Below are 17,711 nucleotides of genomic sequence, written 5' to 3' on the forward strand. Positions count from 1 at the left end.
TCGTTCCAGGATCACAGATAGTTCCACATATTGTTCCCAGAGCTGCATCCGCGCGATGTTCCATGAAGTCTATGAGGTGGGCCGGTGTCGTCCGGTCGATCACCGACGTCGACCGACCCGCACGTGACCCGCAGCACAGCCATCCATCGAACGGGGCGAGGAGGCGGCTATGGTCGACAGGGTGAGGCGGCTACTCTCAGTGGTCACCACGGTCGTGACGGCGGCGGTGCTGGCCACCGGCGTGTCCGCGCAGCCGGCCGGGGCACACCGGGCGGCGCCGAAGACGCCACCCGCCGGGGTGGACATCACCGGCGTCGGGTTGACCGAGCCGTTGCGCCTGCGCACCGACACCGCTGCGACCCAGGTGGTCGCGGTCATCGACCAGGTCAGCTGGTTCGGCCGCACCGGCGAGGCCAAGGGGCCCAAGCCGGCCGACCTCGGTCCGAAGTACACCATCGTGGTGCTCGCCGGAGACGTCCCCAAGCAGACGTACGACCTCTATCCGCTGGCCAAGGGCGGCCCCCGGGCCTTCCGGCCGGCCAAGCAGCCCGACGCGCGCAAGACCACCGCCGGGTGGTTCCTGGGCCGGCTCAACATGTCCGAGACGCTGCGCGCCGCCGGGGTGCCGCTGGAGCGGCGACCCGACACGGTCACCGGTGGCGTCGGTGGCGGCGAGCGGACGCTCCCGGAGGAGGCCCTGAACCCGGGCCGGGGTTTCGACGACGCGATCGACGAACTCCAGCGGCTGCTGCTGCTCAACGTCGGCGTGATGCTGGTGATCACCGTCGGCCTGGCGGGCATCGCCCTGCTGGTCCGCCGCCGCACCCGCTGATCCACACCGCCGACCTCCGCACCCTCGGGGGGCGGGGGGCGGGGGTTGCGTGCCCGCTCGGCACGGCGGTCGGCGAGACACCCCTCGGCACCTACGGTCGGCGAGACACCCGCTCAGCGTGGCGACCGGCGGCGACGCAGGTCGCGCCGGACGCCGCGTCAACACCAGCGGCGGCAGTCAGCACCAGCGTTGTGGCGGGCGGTCAACGGCAGCGGCGAGCGGTCAGCACCAGCGTTGTGGCGGGCGTTGGAGACGCTGCGGACGCCGGCCCGGCCGCACCGGCCCGTGCCGGTGGGCACCGGCCCATCCGGCCAGGTCGCTGCGGCAGTGCCGGGTCGGCGCGTCGGGCTGACCCGGCGGACCGGGTTCCACCGCCGCCGGTCGGGACACCGGCGCATCGGCCGGCTCGGTGCCCCGCTGGCGGGGCAGCGCCACCTCGTCGTCGGCCCGCTCAGCCACCCGACAGACCTGTTCCGTCGCCAGCCGGCGGTGCGGTCGGGCCGCCCCCGGCTGGTCGTGGTGGCCCGGCCGGCAGGGCTCGCCCTGGGCGCAGCCGTGTTCGGCCTCCCCGTGCGCCATCCCGGTCTCCTCACGTTCGCGTCGCGCGCCGCGACGACACCCCGGCGCGGCAGTGCCACCGTACTGGCCGGCACCGACGCGTCGTGCAGCGCGTACCCCGGTGTCAGGACTTGGGTCGACGCGGGAAGATCGTCTCCCAGACCGGGAACGCGACCAGCCAGATCAGCAGCCCGACGGTGAGGTTACGGATCCAGTCCGACAGCTCCCGGGTGCGCTCGTCGTCACCGACGATCACGATCGCGGTGACGAGCAGGGCACACGCGACGGCCCAACCGAGCAGCGCCTTCCCCCACTCCCGCCACTCGTACCGGGTCCGCGCCCAGCCGTACCGGGGCGGCTTCACCGGCGGCGGGCCGCCCGCGAACCGGTGGGCGAAGCGCTGGTCCGCCCAGCGGATCAGGGAGTGCCCGAACGCCACCGAGAAGCCGAGGTAGATGGCGGCCAGCCCGTGGGTGGCGTCCGCGGTGGCGCCCCGGCGCAGGTCCACCGCCGCCGCCACCAGCAGCACCAGGTCGACCAGCGGGACGCAGACCAGCAGCGCCGCCCCGAGTCGGGGTCGACGCAGCGGGTACCGGGCGATCAGCCCGGCGACGAGCAGCACCCAGAATCCGATCTCGCAGCCGATGATGATCGCCAGCAGCATGCACACCTCCCCGTTCGGTTCCAGCGTGCCGGGGCGGTCCGGCACCCACCTCACCGGCGGGGACGAGTTGCGGGTCCATCGTTCGACGGACCGGCGGCCCGGCGTACCTCCTTCGACGGACGGCCGGGCGCACGGTGTCCTGCCCAGGTCGGAGGGGACCGGGCCGGGGGTGTGATGGGATCGGGAGCATGCGGATGCCGGGCTGGGCCGGCTCCGGCCGGCCGGGACGCGACCTGGCCCTGGCCGGGGCCTCCCTGATCGGCGGCCTGGCGGTGTGGGGTGCCGGCCTGCAACCCCAGTTCCCCTGGGCGCCGGACGTGCCGAGGGCGTGTTTCCTGCTGCCGCTGCTGGCGGTGAGCGTGGCCGTCGGGCTGCGCCGGGTGGCGACCCGGACCGGTCTGGCGGTGGGCACCGGGGCGGTGCTGGCCGACGCCGCGCTCGGCGTCTCGGTCGGCAGCACCGTGATCTACACCCAGGTGTTGTACGACACGTGCGTGTACGGCCCGCCCCCGTTGCGGCGCTGGCTGCTGCGGGTCACCGTCGGGCTCAGTGTCGGCAGCACCGCCCTCGGCCTGCTGGTCTGGGGTTTTCGGGGTGCCGCCGTCGGGGTGCCGTTCGCGCTGCTCGGGGTCCTGCCGGTGGTCACCGGGGTCAGCGTGCGGCAGTACCGGGACCAGGCGTCGGCCGAACGGGCCCGCGCCGAGCAGACCGCCCGGCTGGTCGAGCTGGACCGGCGGCAGGCGGTGCTGGCCGAGCGGGCCCGGATGGCCCGCGAGCTGCACGACGTGGTGGCCAACCACCTCAGCGCGGTGGCCCTGCACGCCACCGCCGTGCTCGCCGCGCCCGGGCTGGACCGGCCCCGGGTCGACGCTGCGCTGCGGGTGATCCGGGAGAGCAGCGTGCAGGGGATGGCCGAGATGCGGCAGGTCATCGGGTTTCTGCGGGAGCCGTCCGTCGATGCGGCGCAGGAGGCCACCCGGGTCCGCCTGGACGAGTTGGACCAGCTGCTGGACCGGATGGCTGCGGCCGGTCTGCGGGTCCGGACGACGGTCGAGGGCCGGTCCCGGGAGCTGCCGGTCGGGGTCGACCTGGCGGCGTACCGGATCGTGCAGGAGTCGTTGACCAATGCGCTGCGCCACGGCAGGGGCACGGCGGAGCTGACCGTGGCGTACCGGCCGACGGAGGTGGTGGTGACGGTGGAGAACCCGGTCGGTTCCGGCGGGGCCGGTGCCTCGGCGGCGGTCGGTGCGGGGCTGCCGGGTGGCGGCGCGGGGCTGATCGGGATGCGGGAGCGGGCCACCCTGCTCGACGGGCAGTTCACCGGTGGCCTGCGGGACGGGTGTTGGCGGGTCCGGGCGGCGTTGCCCACCGGGGCGTCGGGGTGACCGCCCCGGTGCGGGTCGTGCTGGCCGACGACCAGGCGGCGGTGCGGGCCGGTCTGGTGTTGATCCTGGCCGGTGCGCCGGAGATCGAGGTGGTGGGCGAGGCGGCCGACGGGGAGGCGGCGGTCCGGCTCTGCCGGGAGCTGCGCCCCGACGTGGCGGTGCTCGACGTCCGGATGCCCCGGTTGGACGGGGTGTCGGCGACCCGGGAGATCGTCGCCGCCGGCACCGCCGAGGTGCTGGTCCTGACCACCTTCGACCTCGACGAGTACGTCTTCGGCGCGCTGCGGGCCGGGGCGGCCGGTTTCCTGCTCAAGGACACCGACGCGGCCGGACTGGTGGCGGCGGTGCGTACGGTCGCCCGGGGTGAGGGGGTGATCGCCCCGACCCTGACCCGGCGTCTGATCGCGGCCTTCGCGGCGACCGCGCCGGGCGTCGGTGGGGCGCAGCGGGCTGCCGTGGCCGCGTTGACCCCCCGGGAGCGGGACGTGCTGGCCTGTCTGGGTGTCGGCCTGTCCAACCAGCAGATCGCCGACCGGCTGGCGGTGGCGGAGAGCACCGCCAAGACCCATGTCAGCCGGATCCTGGCGAAGTTGGCGCTGCGCAGCCGGGTGCAGGCGGCGATCCTGGCCCAGGAGTTGGCCCTGCCGGTGCCGCCGCCGTGACCCGGGCGGCCCGGTCGACCTCCCCGACGACGTGGCACCCGGTCCGTCAGCGAGGGGCACGCAGGGAGCTTCACATGCATTGATGCAAATCTATTGACTGCTCTCCCGGGCGGTCATATGGTGCGTTACCAGGGGCTTGCCGGCCAGCACCTGCCGTCCGACGCCGCGCCCGGCCGGAGATCAGCCGGATCGGAGGAATGGCCATGATCGCTTCCAGGCGGTCCGTCCTGACGGCGGGCGGCATCCTCGCCGCCACCACCGTCGCCGCCCTCGGTATGACCACGATCGCCCGTGGCACGCCCGCCACCGCCACCCCGGCCGGCGGGTGCACCGCCACGGTCCGGGTCGACTCCCGCTGGGGCAGCGGCGAGAGTGGCGGCCAGATCGTCACCTTCACCGTCGCGAACACCTCGTCGACGACCGCCAACCGGTGGACGGTCACCTGGCCGCTCGCCGACGGCCAGCGGATCGTGTCGTCCTGGAACACCTCGATCGCCGCGACGGGCGGCACCGCGACCGCGACCAACGCTCCGTACAACGGGGTGCTGCCGTCGGGCGCGTCGACCACCTTCGGTGTCCAGCTCGCCGGCCCCACCACCGCACCCACGCCGAGCTGCACCAACGACGCCGTCCCGCCGACCACCACCAGCCCGCCGACCGGGGCCGACGTCACCGTCCGCGAGGTCGACAACCAGCGCACCGTCACCCTGTACGTCGGGCAGACGCTGGGCGTGACCCTGGCGGCCGACTACCTGCCGGTCACCACCACCGGCAGCGCGCTGACCCCCGTGTCGACCAGCGGCGGCTTCCCGACCGGGCAGCCCCTCGTGGCGACGTTGCGGGCCGTGACCCCGGGCACCGCCGAGTTGACCACCCGTACCGACCACGCCTGCCAGCACGCCACCCCGCCGTGCACCCTGCCGAGCGTGCTGTGGCGGGTGCAGGTCGCGGTCATCGAGCTGCCGCCGACCGACGCCGGGCGGACCGTCGTCGTCTCCGCGCCCGACAACCAGCGTGACCTCACGCTGCGCGTCGGTGACACGCTCGTGGTGAGCCTGGCCAGCAACTACCTGCCCCCGACGCTCTCCCCCGCCGGGGTCGTCGTGCCCGCCGAGGTGACCGGCGGCTACCCGAGCGGCCAGCCGCTCATCGCCCGCTACGTGGCGACCGCCCCCGGCCGGGTCGACGTCTCCACCATCACCGACAACCTCTGCCGGCACCAGCCGACCCCCTGCCCGTCCCCCCAGGTGCGCTGGGTGGTGCACCTGACCGTCACCAGCTGAACTCGGCACCGCCGACCTGCACCCCGACCCGCCGGTGGCCCGCCCCCGGCGGGTCGCCCCGGAGCCGGCGTCGAGTCCCTGCTCAGGGCATGTCACGCTGGAGCGGTGAGCGAGCCGGACGGGATGGAACTGACGGCCACCCTGCGCCGGATCGAACGGGCGGCGGGGGCGCTGGCCACGGCCAGCGTGGCCCGGATGGACGAGAGTCTGCCCTGGTTCCGTGAGCTGCCGGCCGAGCAGCGCTCCTGGGTGATGCTGGTGGCGCAGGCCGGGGCCCGGTCCCTGGTCGAGTGGCTGGGTTCCGGCGGTGGCACCACCGACAGCACCCAGGAGGTGTCCGACGAGGTCTTCGCCACCGCGCCGCTGGCCCTGGCCCGGTCGATCAGCCTCCAGCAGACGGTCGCGCTGATCAAGGTGACCATCGACGTGGTCGAGGAGCAGGTGTCGCACCTGGCCGCGCCCGGCGAGGAGCAGCAGCTACGCGAGGCGGTGCTGCGGTTCTCCCGGGAGATCGCCTTCGCCGCCGCCCGGGTGTACGCCCGCGCCGCCGAGTCCCGGGGCTCCTGGGACGCCCGGTTGCAGGCGCTGCTGGTCGACGCCCTGCTGCGCGGGGACTCCCCCGACGTGCTGGCCAGCCGGGCCGCCGCACTGGGCTGGGCGGACGCCCCACCGGTGGCGGTGGCCGTCGGGCGGTCCCCCGGCGGGGAGGTGTCCGCCGTGCTGCACACCGTCTACCGGTACGCCCGCCGGATCGGGGTGGAGGTGATCGGCGGTGTGCACGGCGACCGGCTGGTGATCGTGCTCGGTGGCGCGGCCGACCCGATGGCCGCCACCGAGAAGCTGCTCCCCGGGTTCGGTGACGGGCCGGTGGTGGTCGGTCCCGCCGTACCCAGTCTGGACGAGGCGACGGACTCGGCACGGGCCGCGTTGGCCGGCTACCGGGCGGCGCCGGCCTGGCCGACCGCGCCCCGGCCGGTGCCGGCGGCGGACCTGCTGCCCGAACGGGCCCTCGCCGGTGACGCCGAGGCCCGCCGCCGGCTGCGCCACGACGTGTACGCCGCCCTGGTGCGTGCCGGCGGCGAACTGCTGGAGACGTTGGACGCCTTCTTCGCCGCCGGTGGGACGCTGGAGAGCGCGGCCCGTGCCCTGTTCGTCCACCCCAACACCGTGCGTTACCGACTGCGTCGGATCGCCGAGGTGACCGGATTCTCGCCCCTGACCCCCCGGGACGCGTTCGCCCTCCAGGTCGCGCTGACGGTGGGCCGGCTGGATCCGATCGCGCCGGCCGGGATACCCGGACCGAGCCAGAAATGACCCCGGGTAGCCTGAGCAGCACCGCTGAACGACGATCACCACCGATGTTTGTAGGAAACCTCCAAGACTTCTAGTGCGGTTTGGTGTCAGCCCGCACAGCGCTTACCCGGGGGTATCGGGAAGAGTCATAGACGTGCTCGCCGTCCTCTCTCCCGGCCAGGGTTCCCAGAAGCCCGGCTTCCTGACGCCCTGGCTCGCCCTGCGTGGCGTCGAGTCACGGCTGCGTTGGTGGTCGGTGCCGGCCGGGGTCGACCTGGTCCGGCTCGGCACCGAGGCGGACGCCGACGAGATCCGCGACACCGCCCGCACCCAGCCGCTGCTGGTGGCCTCGGCCCTGCTGGCCGCCGAGCAGCTGCCGCTGCACGACGTGGACCTGGTCGCCGGGCACAGCGTCGGCGAGCTGGCCGCCGCCGCACTGGCCGGGGTGTTCTCCGCCGAGACGGCGATCACCCTCGCCGGGGTGCGCGGCCGGGAGATGGCCGCCGCCTGTTCCCTGGAATCGACCGGGATGGCCGCCGTCCTCGGCGGCGACCCCGACGAGGTGCTCGCCGCCCTGGCCACCCACGGGCTGCACCCGGCCAACCGCAACGGCGGTGGCCAGGTGGTGGCCGCCGGCACGCTCGACGCCCTGGACAAGCTCGCTGCCGAGCCCCCCGCGAAGGCCCGGATCATCCGGCTCCAGGTCGCCGGGGCGTTCCACACCCCCTACATGGCCCCCGCCGAGCAGGCGCTGGCCGTCGTCGCCGCCGGGATCACGCCGTCGGCCCCGGTCCGGATCCTGCTCTCCGACCTCGACGGCACTGCCGTCCCGCACGGCCGGGAACTGGTCCACCGGCTGGTCCGGCAGGTCACCGCGCCGGTGCGCTGGGACCTGTGCATGCGGACGCTGGCCGACCTGGGGGTCACCGGCGTGCTCGAACTCCCCCCGGCCGGCACCCTCGCCGGGCTGGTCAAGCGGGAGCTCAAGGCCACCGGCGCACCGGAGATCGTCACCCTGAACACCCCCGCCGACCTGCCCGCCGCCCGGGACCTGATCGCCCGGCACAGCGGTCCGCCCGGTCGCCGGCCGACGTCGCGCTCCCGGGTCGTCGTCGCCCCCGCCGTGGGCACCTTCGCCCCGGTGGAGGGTCTCACCGAGGGCGCCGAACTGAGCACCGGCCAGGTGCTCGGGCAGATCACCACCCGGCAGGGGCCGGTCGAGGTGACCGCCCACGACAGCGGCCCGCTCACCGAGTGGCTCGCCCACCAGGACGACCCGGTCGCGCCGGGCCGCCCCATCGCCCGCATCGGAGGCCAGGCATGAGCGGCAGTCGGATCGTCGCCCTCGGGCACTACCAGCCTTCCCGGGTGGTGACCAACAACGACATCGCCCAGTTCGTCGACACCAACGACGAGTGGATCCGGGACCGGGTCGGCATCGCCAGCCGGCGCATCGCCGACGGCGAGACGGTGGCCGACATGGCCACCGCCGCCGCCGACAAGGCGCTTGCCAACTCGGGTCTCACCGCCGCCGACATCGACCTGGTGGTCGTCGCCACCTGCACCTCGATCGACCGCAGCCCCAACGTGGCCTGCCGGGTCGCCGCCAAGCTGGGCATCACCGCCCCGGGCGCGTTCGACCTCAACACCGCCTGCTCCGGCTTCGCCTACGCGTTGGGCACCGTCGACCACGCCATCCGGGCCGGCGCGTCGCGCAACGCGCTGGTCATCGGCGCGGAGAAGCTCTCCGACTTCACCGACTGGACGGACCGCTCCACCTGCATCATCTTCGCCGACGGCGCGGGTGCCGCGGTGGTCACCGCCACCACCGGCGACGAGCCGGCCGGGATCGGCCCGGTGGTGTGGGGCTCCGCACCGGACAAGAGCGACGCGGTACGCATCGAGGGCTGGCGGCCGTACATCGCGCAGGAGGGGCAGTCGGTGTTCCGCTGGGCCACCACCGCGCTGGCCCCGCTGGCCCTGCAGGCGTGCGAGAAGGCCGGCGTCGACCCGTCCGAGCTGGCCGCGTTCGTGCCGCACCAGGCCAACTCGCGGATCATCGACGGCATCGCCAAGCGGCTGAACATCCCGCAGGCGATCATCGCCAAGGACATCGTCGAGTCCGGCAACACCTCGGCGGCGAGCGTGCCGCTGGCCCTGTCCAAGCTGGTCGAGCGCCGGGAGGTGCCCTCGGGCGCACCGGTGCTGCTGTTCGGCTTCGGCGGCGGTCTGACCTACGCCGGTCAGGTCGTCCGCTGCCCCTGAAGACCCGCCGTGGTCGGCGACCGCGGCGCACCGCCATCCGGCGGAGAACAAACCCCGATGAGAGGAACCCACCGCAATGACCCGTGACGAGATCACCTCCGGCCTCGCCGAGATCCTCGAAGAGGTTGCCGGGGTGAACCCGGACGACGTGGCCGAGGGGAAGTCCTTCACCGACGACCTCGACGTCGACTCGCTGTCGATGGTGGAGGTCGTGGTCGCCGCCGAGGAGAAGTTCGGCGTCAAGATCCCGGACAACGAGGTGCAGAACCTGAAGACCGTCGGGGACGCCGTCAGCTTCATCGAGGCGCAGTCCTGAGATGAGTCGCATCGACGTCGTCGTCACCGGGCTCGGCGCGACCACCCCGCTGGGCGGGGACGTCGCGTCGACCTGGGACGCCATGCTCGCCGGCCGCTCCGGGGTGGGTCCGCTCACCCAGGAGTGGGCCGGCCAGCTCCCGGTCCGGATCGCCGCCCAACTCGCGGTGGAACCGACCGAGGTGCTGGACCGGGTCAAGCTGCGCCGGTTGGACCGCTCCGAGGCGATCGCGCTCATCGCGGCGCAGCAGGCCTGGGCGGACTCCGGGCTCGCCGACTCCGGGCTCGACCCGGAGCGGTTGGGGGCCAGCGTCGGCTCGGGCATCGGGGGCGCCCTGACCCTGCTCGCGCAGGACGACATCCTGGAGGCGTCCGGCCCGCGCCGGGTCTCCCCGCACACCATCCCGATGCTGATGCCCAACGGTCCCGCCGCCTGGGTGGGGTTGGAGCTGGGCGCGCAGGCCGGGGTGCACTCGGTGGCGAGCGCCTGCGCGACCGGCGCGGAGGCGATCGCACTCGGCCTGGACATGATCAGGTCCGGTCGGGCCGACGTGGTGGTGGCCGGCGGCACCGAGGCGGTCATCCACCCACTGCCGATCGCCGGGTTCAGCTCCATGCGGGCCATGTCGACCCGTAACGACGAGCCGGAGCAGGCCTCCCGGCCGTGGGACAAGAGCCGCGACGGCTTCGTCCTCGGCGAGGGCGCCGGCATCCTGGTGTTGGAGCGCGCCGACCACGCCGCCGCCCGGGGCGCGCACGTCTACGCCCGGCTCGCCGGTGCGGGCATCACCTCCGACGGGTACGACATCGTCCAGCCGCACCCCGAGGGGGCCGGCGCGATCCGGGCCATCGCCAAGGCGATCGCCGACGCGGACGTGGCCAAGGCCGACATCGTGCACGTCAACGCGCACGCCACCTCGACGCCGGTGGGCGACCTGGCCGAGATCAAGGCGCTGCACCGGGCGCTCGGTGACCATCCGGTGCTGACCGCCACCAAGTCGATGACCGGGCACCTGCTCGGCGCGGCCGGCGCGTTGGAGTCGATCGCCACCATCCTGACCATCCGCGACGGCGTCATCCCGCCGACGATCAACCTGGACGACCCGGACGACGGCCTCGACATGGACGTCGCCGCGAACAAGGTCCGCCACCTGGACGTGCCGGCGGCGCTGAACAACTCGTTCGGCTTCGGCGGCCACAACGTCGCCCTGGTCTTCACCCGCCCCTGACGGCAGCAGCAGTCCGACGGCCCGGCCCCCTCGGGGTGCCGGGCCGTCGGCGTCCAGCGTGGTCGGACGGCGAGCGGTGGGGCGGATCTGCGGCAACCGCACAGTGATCATGGGCTTGGTCGCCGCAAACGGTCAGCAGGGCCAGCCATCCGTCGGCTAGCATCCGTCGGCCACCGCAACCGACGGCGGCAACTCCAACGGGGAAACGGGACGATGATCCGACGTACGACCGCACTTGCCGCGCTCACCCTCACCCTCACCGCCGGCTGCGCCGGTGACACCACGGAGCGGGCGACGACGCCCGCGCCGTCGACCAGCCCGACCGCCTCGCCGGTCGCCGCCGGTCCACCGTGGTACGACGACGTCGCCCCGGCCGCCGCCGCCACCACGGTCGGCCCGAAAGGCAGCGCCTGCACGCTGTCGATGACCTTCTCGGTGCCGGCGAAGTGGAAGGTCAAGGCGGTGAAGGGCGGGGCCGATCTCAAGCTCGGCCCGGCCGTGCCGCTGTGCGAGATCGACGCGAAGCCGGCCGGGAACATCGGTTTCCTGCGGGTCTGGCAGATCACCGGGGCCGCACCGCTGAACCCGCAGGTCACCGTGGACAAGTACCTCGCCGCGTTCAACAGCCCGAAGGAGCAGCAGTACCGGCGGACCAAGGCCGGCCCGCTGGACGCCTTCGAGGCCACCTGGACCGAGGACGGCGAACCCAACCGGGCGATCCTGGTGTCCACCCTGTACGGCACGCTGATGATCACCCTCGACGGCCTGGACACCGAGGAGTTCGAGGAGATGCTGCCGGCGTACCAGCTGGCGAAGTCGAGCGCCGACCTGCCGAAGTGACCGCGCCGTGCGTCCGGCCCGCCCGAGGGTGGGCCGGACGCACGGGCCGACCGGTCCGCCCCCTCGCGGCCGGACGCACAGGTGGCCGGTCAGCGGGGTGCCGGCACCGCCTCCCGGGCCAGGGTGACCGCGCCGAGCAGCGCCGCGTCGTCGGCGAACCGGGACAGCACCACGTCGGGGCGGTTCGGGAGCACCTCGGCCAGCCGGTCGACGAGCAGCCCCCGGATCAGCGCGCTGCCGGCCACCCCGCCGACCAGCACCACCCGCTGTGGATCGAGCAGCAGGCAGCAGGTGACCAGGTGCCGGGCCAGCTCGTCGACCCGGGCGGTGAGCGCGTCACGGGCCACGCCGGGCACTTCGGCGGCGGCGGCCAGCCCGGCCGCGTGCCCGGCCACCCCCAGCTCGTCGGCCAACCGGTCCAGCGCCCGGCCGGAGAAGTCCAGCTCCAGCATGGTGCCCGGCCAGGGGCCGCCGGCCACCGCGTACCCGATCTCGCCGGCCGCCCCCCGATGCCCGGCGAGGACCCGGCCGCCGACGGTGACCGCCGCCGCCACGCCGGTGCCGATCCCCACCACCAGCCCGGGGTCGGCGTCACGCAGCGCGCCGAGGCGCAGCTCGGCCAGGGCGGCGGCGTTCAGGTCGTTGTCCACCGCCACCCGGGCCACCCCGAGGGCGGCGGACACCGCGTCGGCCAGTCGCAACCGCTCCCAACCGGGCACGTTCGGGGCCAGGTCGATGCCGTCGGGGCGGACCACCCCCGGTGAGGCCACCCCGGCCGCCACCAGCGGCCCGCCGACCTCGGCGACCAGCGTGGCCGCCAACTCCAGCGCCCGGTCCAACGCCTGCGGGGCACCCCGCTCGGCGTGGGTGGCGATCCGCCGGTGGGCCAGCAGCCGACCGGTGCCGTCGGCCACCCCGACGGCCATCTTGGTGCCGCCGAAGTCGATGCCGAGCAGCCGCTCGTCGGTGCGGGTGCCGGCGGCGGCCCGGCCGGCCAGTCGCATGCTCACCTGGTCCACCGCCCGGTCACCACCGTCGACCGCGGTCGCGCCGGTGCCCCGCCGGACAGCCGGGCCGGACCGGAGCCGGATCGTCGGATCGACGCGCTCACCGGCCGGCCACCTCGGCGGCGACCGTGTCCAGCGCCTCGTCGGCGCGGGCCAGCCGGTCCCGGGTCGCGGCGAGCCGGTCGGCGACGGCGTCGAACGCGACCCGCAGGGTGCCGACCTGGGCGCGGACGGCGGCGGCACCCGGCCCGTCCACCTGCACCCGGTCCAGCACCAGGTCGGGCTGGACGGCGGCGGCGATCAGGTCGGCGACGGCGTCGTCGGTCAGCCCGGCGGTCAGCCCGGCGGCGGCGGCCCGGACCCCCTCGGCGGTCCAGGTGTCCGGCGCACCGGCCCGGACCAGCCGGCCGACGACCGAGTGGGCGGCCCGGAACGGCACCCCGTGCCGGGTCAACGCGTCGGCCGCCGCGGTGGTGGTGGCCCCGGACGCGACGATCTCCTCCCGGGTCGGCGGGTACAGCGGCTCCAGTTCGGCGAGGAAGCCGCCGACCAGGGCGAAGAACCGGTCCGCCCGGTCGTTGCTGTCCCAGAGCCGGACCTGCACGTCGGTGGTGGCGTTGTTGGAGTCCTCCCACCAGGCCGCCCCGACGTTGTTGAGCACCGACGCGGCGTCGGCGGCGCTCGCGCCGGCCATCGACACCAGGTGCTCCAGCACCACCGGGTTGCGTTTCTGCGGCATGATGCTGCTGCCCTGGGTGAAGTCGCCGGGGGTGGCCACCCACTGCCAGGTCAGCCAATCCATCAGGGTACGGGCCAGCCGGGCGCCGGTGGCCAGGGCCTGGGCGTTGAGGGTGCCCACCCGCACCAGGTGGTCGGCCCCGGCGACCGCCTCGTAGGAGTTGGTCACCAGCCCGTCGAAGCCGAGCAGCTCGGCCACCCGGGCCGGGGCGATGTCCAGGTCGGTGCCGGCGAACGCGCAGGACCCCAGCGGCGAGACGTTGAGCTGGTCGATCACGTCGGCGTACGCGGTGGCCTCACCGGCCAGCGCCTCGGCGTAACCGGCCAGCGCGTGCCCGATGGTGGTGGGCTGGGCGGGCCGGCGGTGGGTGTAACCGGTGATCACCACGTCGGCGTACCGGTCGGCGACGTCCAGGGCGGTCCGGCCGGTGGCCAGCACCCGGTCCAGCACGTCGAGGAGCTGGCCGCGCAGCAGCATCCGGAACACCCCGGCGTCGAGGTCGTTGCGGCTGCGGGCCATCTGCACGTCCAGTTCGGACGCCGGCACGCCGCACGCCTGCGCGAGCGTGGACTCCAGCAGGTAGTAGGTGTCCTCGAAGCTGCCGTCGAACGCCGGGGCCGGACTGTCGTCGGCGCGCAGCGTGGCCAGCCCGCGCAACAGTCGGGCGCCCCGCTCGGCCGGGACGAGGCCCTGCTCGGTCAGCATCACCACGTGCGCCTGGCTGGCGCGCACCATCGCCGGGTAGAGGTGCCCGACGTGGTGGTCGTAGGTCGGGGCCAGGTGGTGCCGCTGGTAGGTGGTCAGCTCGCTCATGGCGGTTCCTTACTTCCTTCCGGGCCGGGACGCGGCACGGGGGCCGGCTCCCGGGTTCTCGGCTGGTCGGTCGGTCAGGCCCAGCAGCCGTTCGGCGTTACCGGCGAAGATCGTCCGGAGGTGGTCGTCGGGCATCCCCAGCTCGCGGCAGACCCGCAACTGGTCGTCGAGGTAGCGGGTGACGTAGCCGCGCGGGAACCACGACGAGTCGCTGCCGTACACGATGCGCTGCGGGCCGATCGTCTCGTAGCAGCGGCGGAACAGGTCCTCCAGCGTCAGCTTGTACGGCATCCAGCGCACCCACTGGTTGGAGCCGGACGTGTCGACGTGGATGTTGGGGCAGCCCCAGGCGGCGAAGAGCAGATCCTGCACGTGCTGGACGCCGAAGTGCGGCACCACCACGTTCAGCTCGGGGAAGCGGCGGGCCATCCGGGCCAGCTCGTCGGGGCCGCCGTACCGGCCGAAGGAGAGGCCGCCGGCGCTGCCGTAGTGGCCGATGTGGATCAGCACCGGCACCCCGAGGCGCTGGGCGGTGGACCACAGCGGGTCCAGGTCGGCGTGGTCCAGCGGGCCGCGTAGCAGCGGGGCGAACAGCTTCAGCCCGCGCAGCCCCCGTTCGGTCACCGCGCGTTCCAGCTCGGCGGCGGCCCCCGGCGAGTACGGGTCGTGGTGGGCGAAGCCGAGCAGCAGGTCGGGGTGCCGGTCGACCACGTCGGCGACGGTGTCATTGCCGCCGCCGGTGACGAAGACCGCCCGCCGTACCCCGACCGCACGCAGCTCGTCGGCCCACCGGTCGGCCTCGTCCTGCCAGCGTGGGGCGGGCGGCTCGGGGTCGGGGAAGCTCCACGCCTGCCGCCACGCCTTCGCGTACGGGGCGGAGCCGGCTGCCCGGACGGCCCGCTCGTGTTCCCCGCCGGGGTGCATCCCGGCGGCGTCCTCGCAGGCGTGGATCGTCTCGTCGGTGCCGATGCGGAAGTGCAGGTGGAAGTCGACGATGTCGAGTCCCCGGTCCACGCTCACCGCTCTCCCCCGGTCACCGTCGTAGGGTCACCGGCCGCCGGGGCCGGCCCGGCCGTCGGTGCCGGGCCGTCGGCCGCCGCGTCGGGTAGCGGGTCGGCGGTGGGCGGGGCGGGCGGTGGGGCGGCCACCCAGGCGGCGACGATCTCCCGCAGCCGCGCGCCGGCCGTGGCGCGGACCTGCCGGCCGGCCGCCTCGGAGGCCAGCGAGATGTGCCCGGACCAGCCCTGCCACGGGTCGGGACGGGACTCGACCAGCACGTAGGGATGGCCGACCGGCAGCTTCGGCTTCGGCGGCAGGTCGGTCACGGCGTCGAGGCGGACCGCGCCGGGATCGAACCCGAGCACCCCGGAGGTCTCGTACGCGCCGCCGTGCCCCCGGGCGGTCAGCGGCCCGTACAGCTCGGTGGTCTCCGCCGGGGTGACCAGTTGGAACCAGTTGACCAGCAGCAGGCTGGCGGTTCGCCGGCCGGAGACCCATTCCATCGCGGCCCGCACGGTGGACATGTTGGCGTCGTGGCCGTTGACGATCAGCAGCCGGGGGAAACCGGCGGCGACGATCCCCTCGATCACGTCGGCGAGGTAGCCGACGGCGATCTCCGGCCGGATCGACACCGTGCCCGGCCAGGGCCGGGTCTGCCCAGGGCAGGCCGCATAGGGCACCGCCGGGAAGAGCACCCCGCGCGGCCCGGGGGAGCCGGTGGTCGTATCCCCCGAGGAGCTGGCGGCCGACGCGGACCCGGCGGCCGACGCGACAGCGCCACCGGCCCCGGCGGCCGGGCTGGACGTGCCGCCGGCTTCGGCGGCCGGGCTGGACGTGCCGCCGGCTTCGGCGGCGAAGCCTTCGGCGAGGATCAGGTCGGTGCCGAGCGGCAGGTGCGGGCCGTGCCACTCGACGGCGCCGACGGGCAGCACCGCGTAGTCGGCCGCCGCCGCGACGGCGGCCAGCTCGCCGCCGGGAATCCGGGTGGCGGGCAGCAGCCCGCCACCGGTCGGCCAGGTCACGCCGTCCACTTCGCCGCCTCCCGGGTGGCCCGGCCGCCGTTCTGCAGGCGGCCGGAGAACACCATCACCAAGAAGATCAACACCACCTGGAGCATGCCGTACGCGGCGGCGGTGCCGACCTCGAACGAGTACATCCGGTTGTTGATCTCGACCGAGATGGGTGCCGTCTCCGAGGTGTAGATCAGCACCGAGGCGACGAACTCGCCCACCCCGTTGACGAAGGCGAGCAGCGCGCCGGCCAGCACACCGGGCAGCATCAGCCGCAGGGTGACCGTGCCGAACGCCCGCCACCAGGGGGCGCCGAGGTTGCGGGCCGCCTCCTCCAACGACGGGTCGATCTGCGCCAGCGTCGCCGAACTCGACCGGAACACCAACGGCAGGAACCGCACGAAGTACGCCAACGGCATGATCCAGAAGGTGCCGATCAGCACCTGACCGAAGCTGAACGCGTTACCCGTGCTGAACGCGGAGATCAGGTTGATCGCCACCACCGTGCCGGGCAGCGCCCAGGCCAGCATGACCGCCACGTCGAGCAGCCCCCGGCCCCGGAAGTCGAGCCGGCGCACCGCGTACGCGATCAGCACGCCGACCAGCACGCAGCCGACCGTGGCGAGCACGCTCATCCGCAACGAGTTGAGGATCGGCCGGTACGCCCCCGGGTCGGAGAAGATCGTGACGAAGTTCTGCATCGTGTACTCCGACGGGATCACCTCCGTGGTCCACGAGCCGTCCCGGGAGAAGGCGACCAGGGCGATCGTCGCCACCGGGGCGAGCAGCACCATGGTCGCCAGCACCGAGGCGACCAGGGCCAGCCACTTGCCGAGCGGGTTGGTGATCTCCCGGCGGTGCGAGGCGACGCCCTTGGACTGGGAGCGGTAGCTGCGCCGCCCCTCGTACCAGCGCATCCCGAGCAGGAACAGCACCGAGGACACCGCCAGCACCGACGCGTAGGTCGAGGCCATCGGCAGGTCGCCGTTGGTGCGGTTGATGTAGATCTGCATGGTCATCGTGCGGTCCACGCCGAACAGCAACGGCGCGGTGTACGACGCCAGCGACGTCATGAAGACCAGTAGCGACGCGGAGACCAGCGCCGGGGTGAGCATCGGCAGCAGCACGGTGCGCCACACCCGGACCCGGCTCGCGCCCAGGTTGTAGGCCGCCTCCTCCACCGACGGGTCCATCCCGACCAGGGCGGCCGAGGCGGCGAGGTAGAAGAACGGGTACATGGTGAAGGTGTGCACCACCAGCACGCCGGCGATGCCGGTGAACGGCAGCACCGGGTTCTCCGTGCCGAGGAGCTGTTGCAGGCCGCGCGGCAGGATGCCGGTCTCGCTGTAGAGCAGCTGGAACGAGATCGCCCCGATCAGCGGCGGCAGCGCCGCCGGCACCAGGATGATCGCCTCGATCAGCCGCCGGCCGGGAAACGAGAAGCGCTTGAGCAGGAAGGCCATCGCCACCCCGACGATCCCGCAGAGCAGCACGCTGGCCGCCGAGATCATCAGCGAGGTGAGCAGCGCCGACCGGGCCACCCCGGAGCCGGTGACGAACTCCGTGTAGTTGGCCACCCCCTCCACCCCGACACTCTCGGCGAAGGTGGCGAACATCGGCTGCACCACGTAGCCGAAGAGGATCAGCGCCAGCGGGAAGACCAGCAGGTACGGAAACCAGGGCGAGTTGGCGTTGAGGCCGCGCCGGGGCCGGTCGGCACGCGGCGGGGCGGGGTCCTTGGTGACCGGCGGCACGGTGGCCGGACTCGGCGTGGCGGGAATGGTACTCACGGCGTCACCTCAGTTCGCGACTGCGGG

17 protein-coding genes are annotated in these 17,711 nt (G+C 74.0%); 10 read left to right on the forward strand and 7 right to left on the reverse strand.

The window, feature by feature from the left end:
- Nucleotides 1–169 precede the first annotated feature (169 nt).
- Nucleotides 170–832, forward strand: a complete 663-nt coding sequence (locus ACQP2H_RS23045; protein ID WP_208568929.1) for a hypothetical protein — start codon at nt 170–172, stop codon at nt 830–832.
- Between the two features lie 222 nt (nt 833–1,054).
- On the opposite strand, the gene ACQP2H_RS23050 is transcribed toward ACQP2H_RS23045, so the two are convergent.
- Nucleotides 1,055–1,411, reverse strand: a complete 357-nt coding sequence (locus tag ACQP2H_RS23050) for a hypothetical protein (protein WP_219464122.1) — start codon at nt 1,409–1,411, stop codon at nt 1,055–1,057.
- Nucleotides 1,412–1,514: 103 nt separating this feature from the next.
- Nucleotides 1,515–2,054, reverse strand: coding sequence for a hypothetical protein (locus tag ACQP2H_RS23055; protein ID WP_219464123.1), 540 nt, complete (start codon nt 2,052–2,054; stop codon nt 1,515–1,517).
- A gap of 188 nt (nt 2,055–2,242) precedes the next feature.
- Between ACQP2H_RS23055 and ACQP2H_RS23060 the strand changes: the two genes are divergently transcribed.
- The 9 genes from ACQP2H_RS23060 to ACQP2H_RS23100 all read left to right on the forward strand — a co-directional run bounded on the left by ACQP2H_RS23060 (nt 2,243) and on the right by ACQP2H_RS23100 (nt 11,326).
- Complete coding sequence (locus ACQP2H_RS23060; protein ID WP_357535513.1) at nt 2,243–3,439, forward strand: sensor histidine kinase; 1,197 nt, start codon at nt 2,243–2,245, stop codon at nt 3,437–3,439.
- Nucleotides 3,436–4,101, forward strand: coding sequence for a response regulator transcription factor (locus ACQP2H_RS23065; RefSeq protein ID WP_357535515.1), 666 nt, complete (start codon nt 3,436–3,438; stop codon nt 4,099–4,101). The genes ACQP2H_RS23060 and ACQP2H_RS23065 overlap by 4 nt, the downstream gene beginning before the upstream one ends.
- A 203-nt stretch (nt 4,102–4,304) precedes the next feature.
- Nucleotides 4,305–5,384 (forward strand): cellulose binding domain-containing protein, encoded by a 1,080-nt coding sequence (locus ACQP2H_RS23070; RefSeq protein WP_357535517.1) that lies wholly within the window; start codon nt 4,305–4,307, stop codon nt 5,382–5,384.
- A gap of 123 nt (nt 5,385–5,507) precedes the next feature.
- Nucleotides 5,508–6,698 carry a PucR family transcriptional regulator gene (locus tag ACQP2H_RS23075; protein WP_208568955.1) on the forward strand — a complete coding sequence of 397 codons (1,191 nt, stop codon included), beginning with the start codon at nt 5,508–5,510 and terminating at the stop codon, nt 6,696–6,698.
- A 133-nt stretch (nt 6,699–6,831) separates the two neighbouring features.
- Complete coding sequence (locus ACQP2H_RS23080; RefSeq protein ID WP_219464128.1) at nt 6,832–8,001, forward strand: acyltransferase domain-containing protein; 1,170 nt, start codon at nt 6,832–6,834, stop codon at nt 7,999–8,001.
- Nucleotides 7,998–8,942 (forward strand): beta-ketoacyl-ACP synthase III, encoded by a 945-nt coding sequence (locus ACQP2H_RS23085; protein WP_208568922.1) that lies wholly within the window; start codon nt 7,998–8,000, stop codon nt 8,940–8,942. Before ACQP2H_RS23080 ends, ACQP2H_RS23085 begins: the two co-directional genes overlap by 4 nt.
- A 76-nt stretch (nt 8,943–9,018) precedes the next feature.
- Entirely contained in the window at nt 9,019–9,258 is a 240-nt protein-coding gene (locus ACQP2H_RS23090) for an acyl carrier protein (protein WP_067313076.1), read from the forward strand.
- 1 nt (nt 9,259) lies between these two features.
- Nucleotides 9,260–10,486 (forward strand): beta-ketoacyl-ACP synthase II, encoded by a 1,227-nt coding sequence (gene fabF / locus ACQP2H_RS23095; protein WP_208568921.1) that lies wholly within the window; start codon nt 9,260–9,262, stop codon nt 10,484–10,486.
- 213 nt (nt 10,487–10,699) lie between these two features.
- A complete protein-coding gene (locus tag ACQP2H_RS23100; protein ID WP_219464129.1) occupies nt 10,700–11,326 on the forward strand; it encodes a lipoprotein in 627 nt (208 codons plus the stop codon).
- A gap of 89 nt (nt 11,327–11,415) precedes the next feature.
- Here ACQP2H_RS23100 and ACQP2H_RS23105 read toward each other — a convergent pair whose 3' ends face one another.
- From ACQP2H_RS23105 to ACQP2H_RS23125, 5 genes are all read right to left on the reverse strand, one after another.
- The gene (locus ACQP2H_RS23105; RefSeq protein WP_357535757.1) at nt 11,416–12,330 is read right to left on the reverse strand and encodes an ROK family protein; all 915 of its coding nucleotides are present in this window, start codon (nt 12,328–12,330) and stop codon (nt 11,416–11,418) included.
- Nucleotides 12,331–12,433: 103 nt separating this feature from the next.
- Nucleotides 12,434–13,885, reverse strand: a complete 1,452-nt coding sequence (locus ACQP2H_RS23110) for an argininosuccinate lyase (RefSeq protein ID WP_433228841.1) — start codon at nt 13,883–13,885, stop codon at nt 12,434–12,436.
- A gap of 9 nt (nt 13,886–13,894) precedes the next feature.
- A complete protein-coding gene (locus tag ACQP2H_RS23115) occupies nt 13,895–14,905 on the reverse strand; it encodes an amidohydrolase family protein (protein ID WP_208568918.1) in 1,011 nt (336 codons plus the stop codon).
- A complete protein-coding gene (locus tag ACQP2H_RS23120; protein ID WP_433228844.1) occupies nt 14,902–15,906 on the reverse strand; it encodes a creatininase family protein in 1,005 nt (334 codons plus the stop codon). Before ACQP2H_RS23120 ends, ACQP2H_RS23115 begins: the two co-directional genes overlap by 4 nt.
- Nucleotides 15,903–17,684, reverse strand: coding sequence for an ABC transporter permease (locus tag ACQP2H_RS23125; protein ID WP_357535524.1), 1,782 nt, complete (start codon nt 17,682–17,684; stop codon nt 15,903–15,905). Before ACQP2H_RS23125 ends, ACQP2H_RS23120 begins: the two co-directional genes overlap by 4 nt.
- Between the last annotated feature and the right edge of the window lie 27 nt (nt 17,685–17,711).

Source organism: Micromonospora sp. CA-248260, assembly GCF_050942205.1.
Classification (GTDB): domain Bacteria; phylum Actinomycetota; class Actinomycetes; order Mycobacteriales; family Micromonosporaceae; genus Micromonospora; species Micromonospora antibiotica.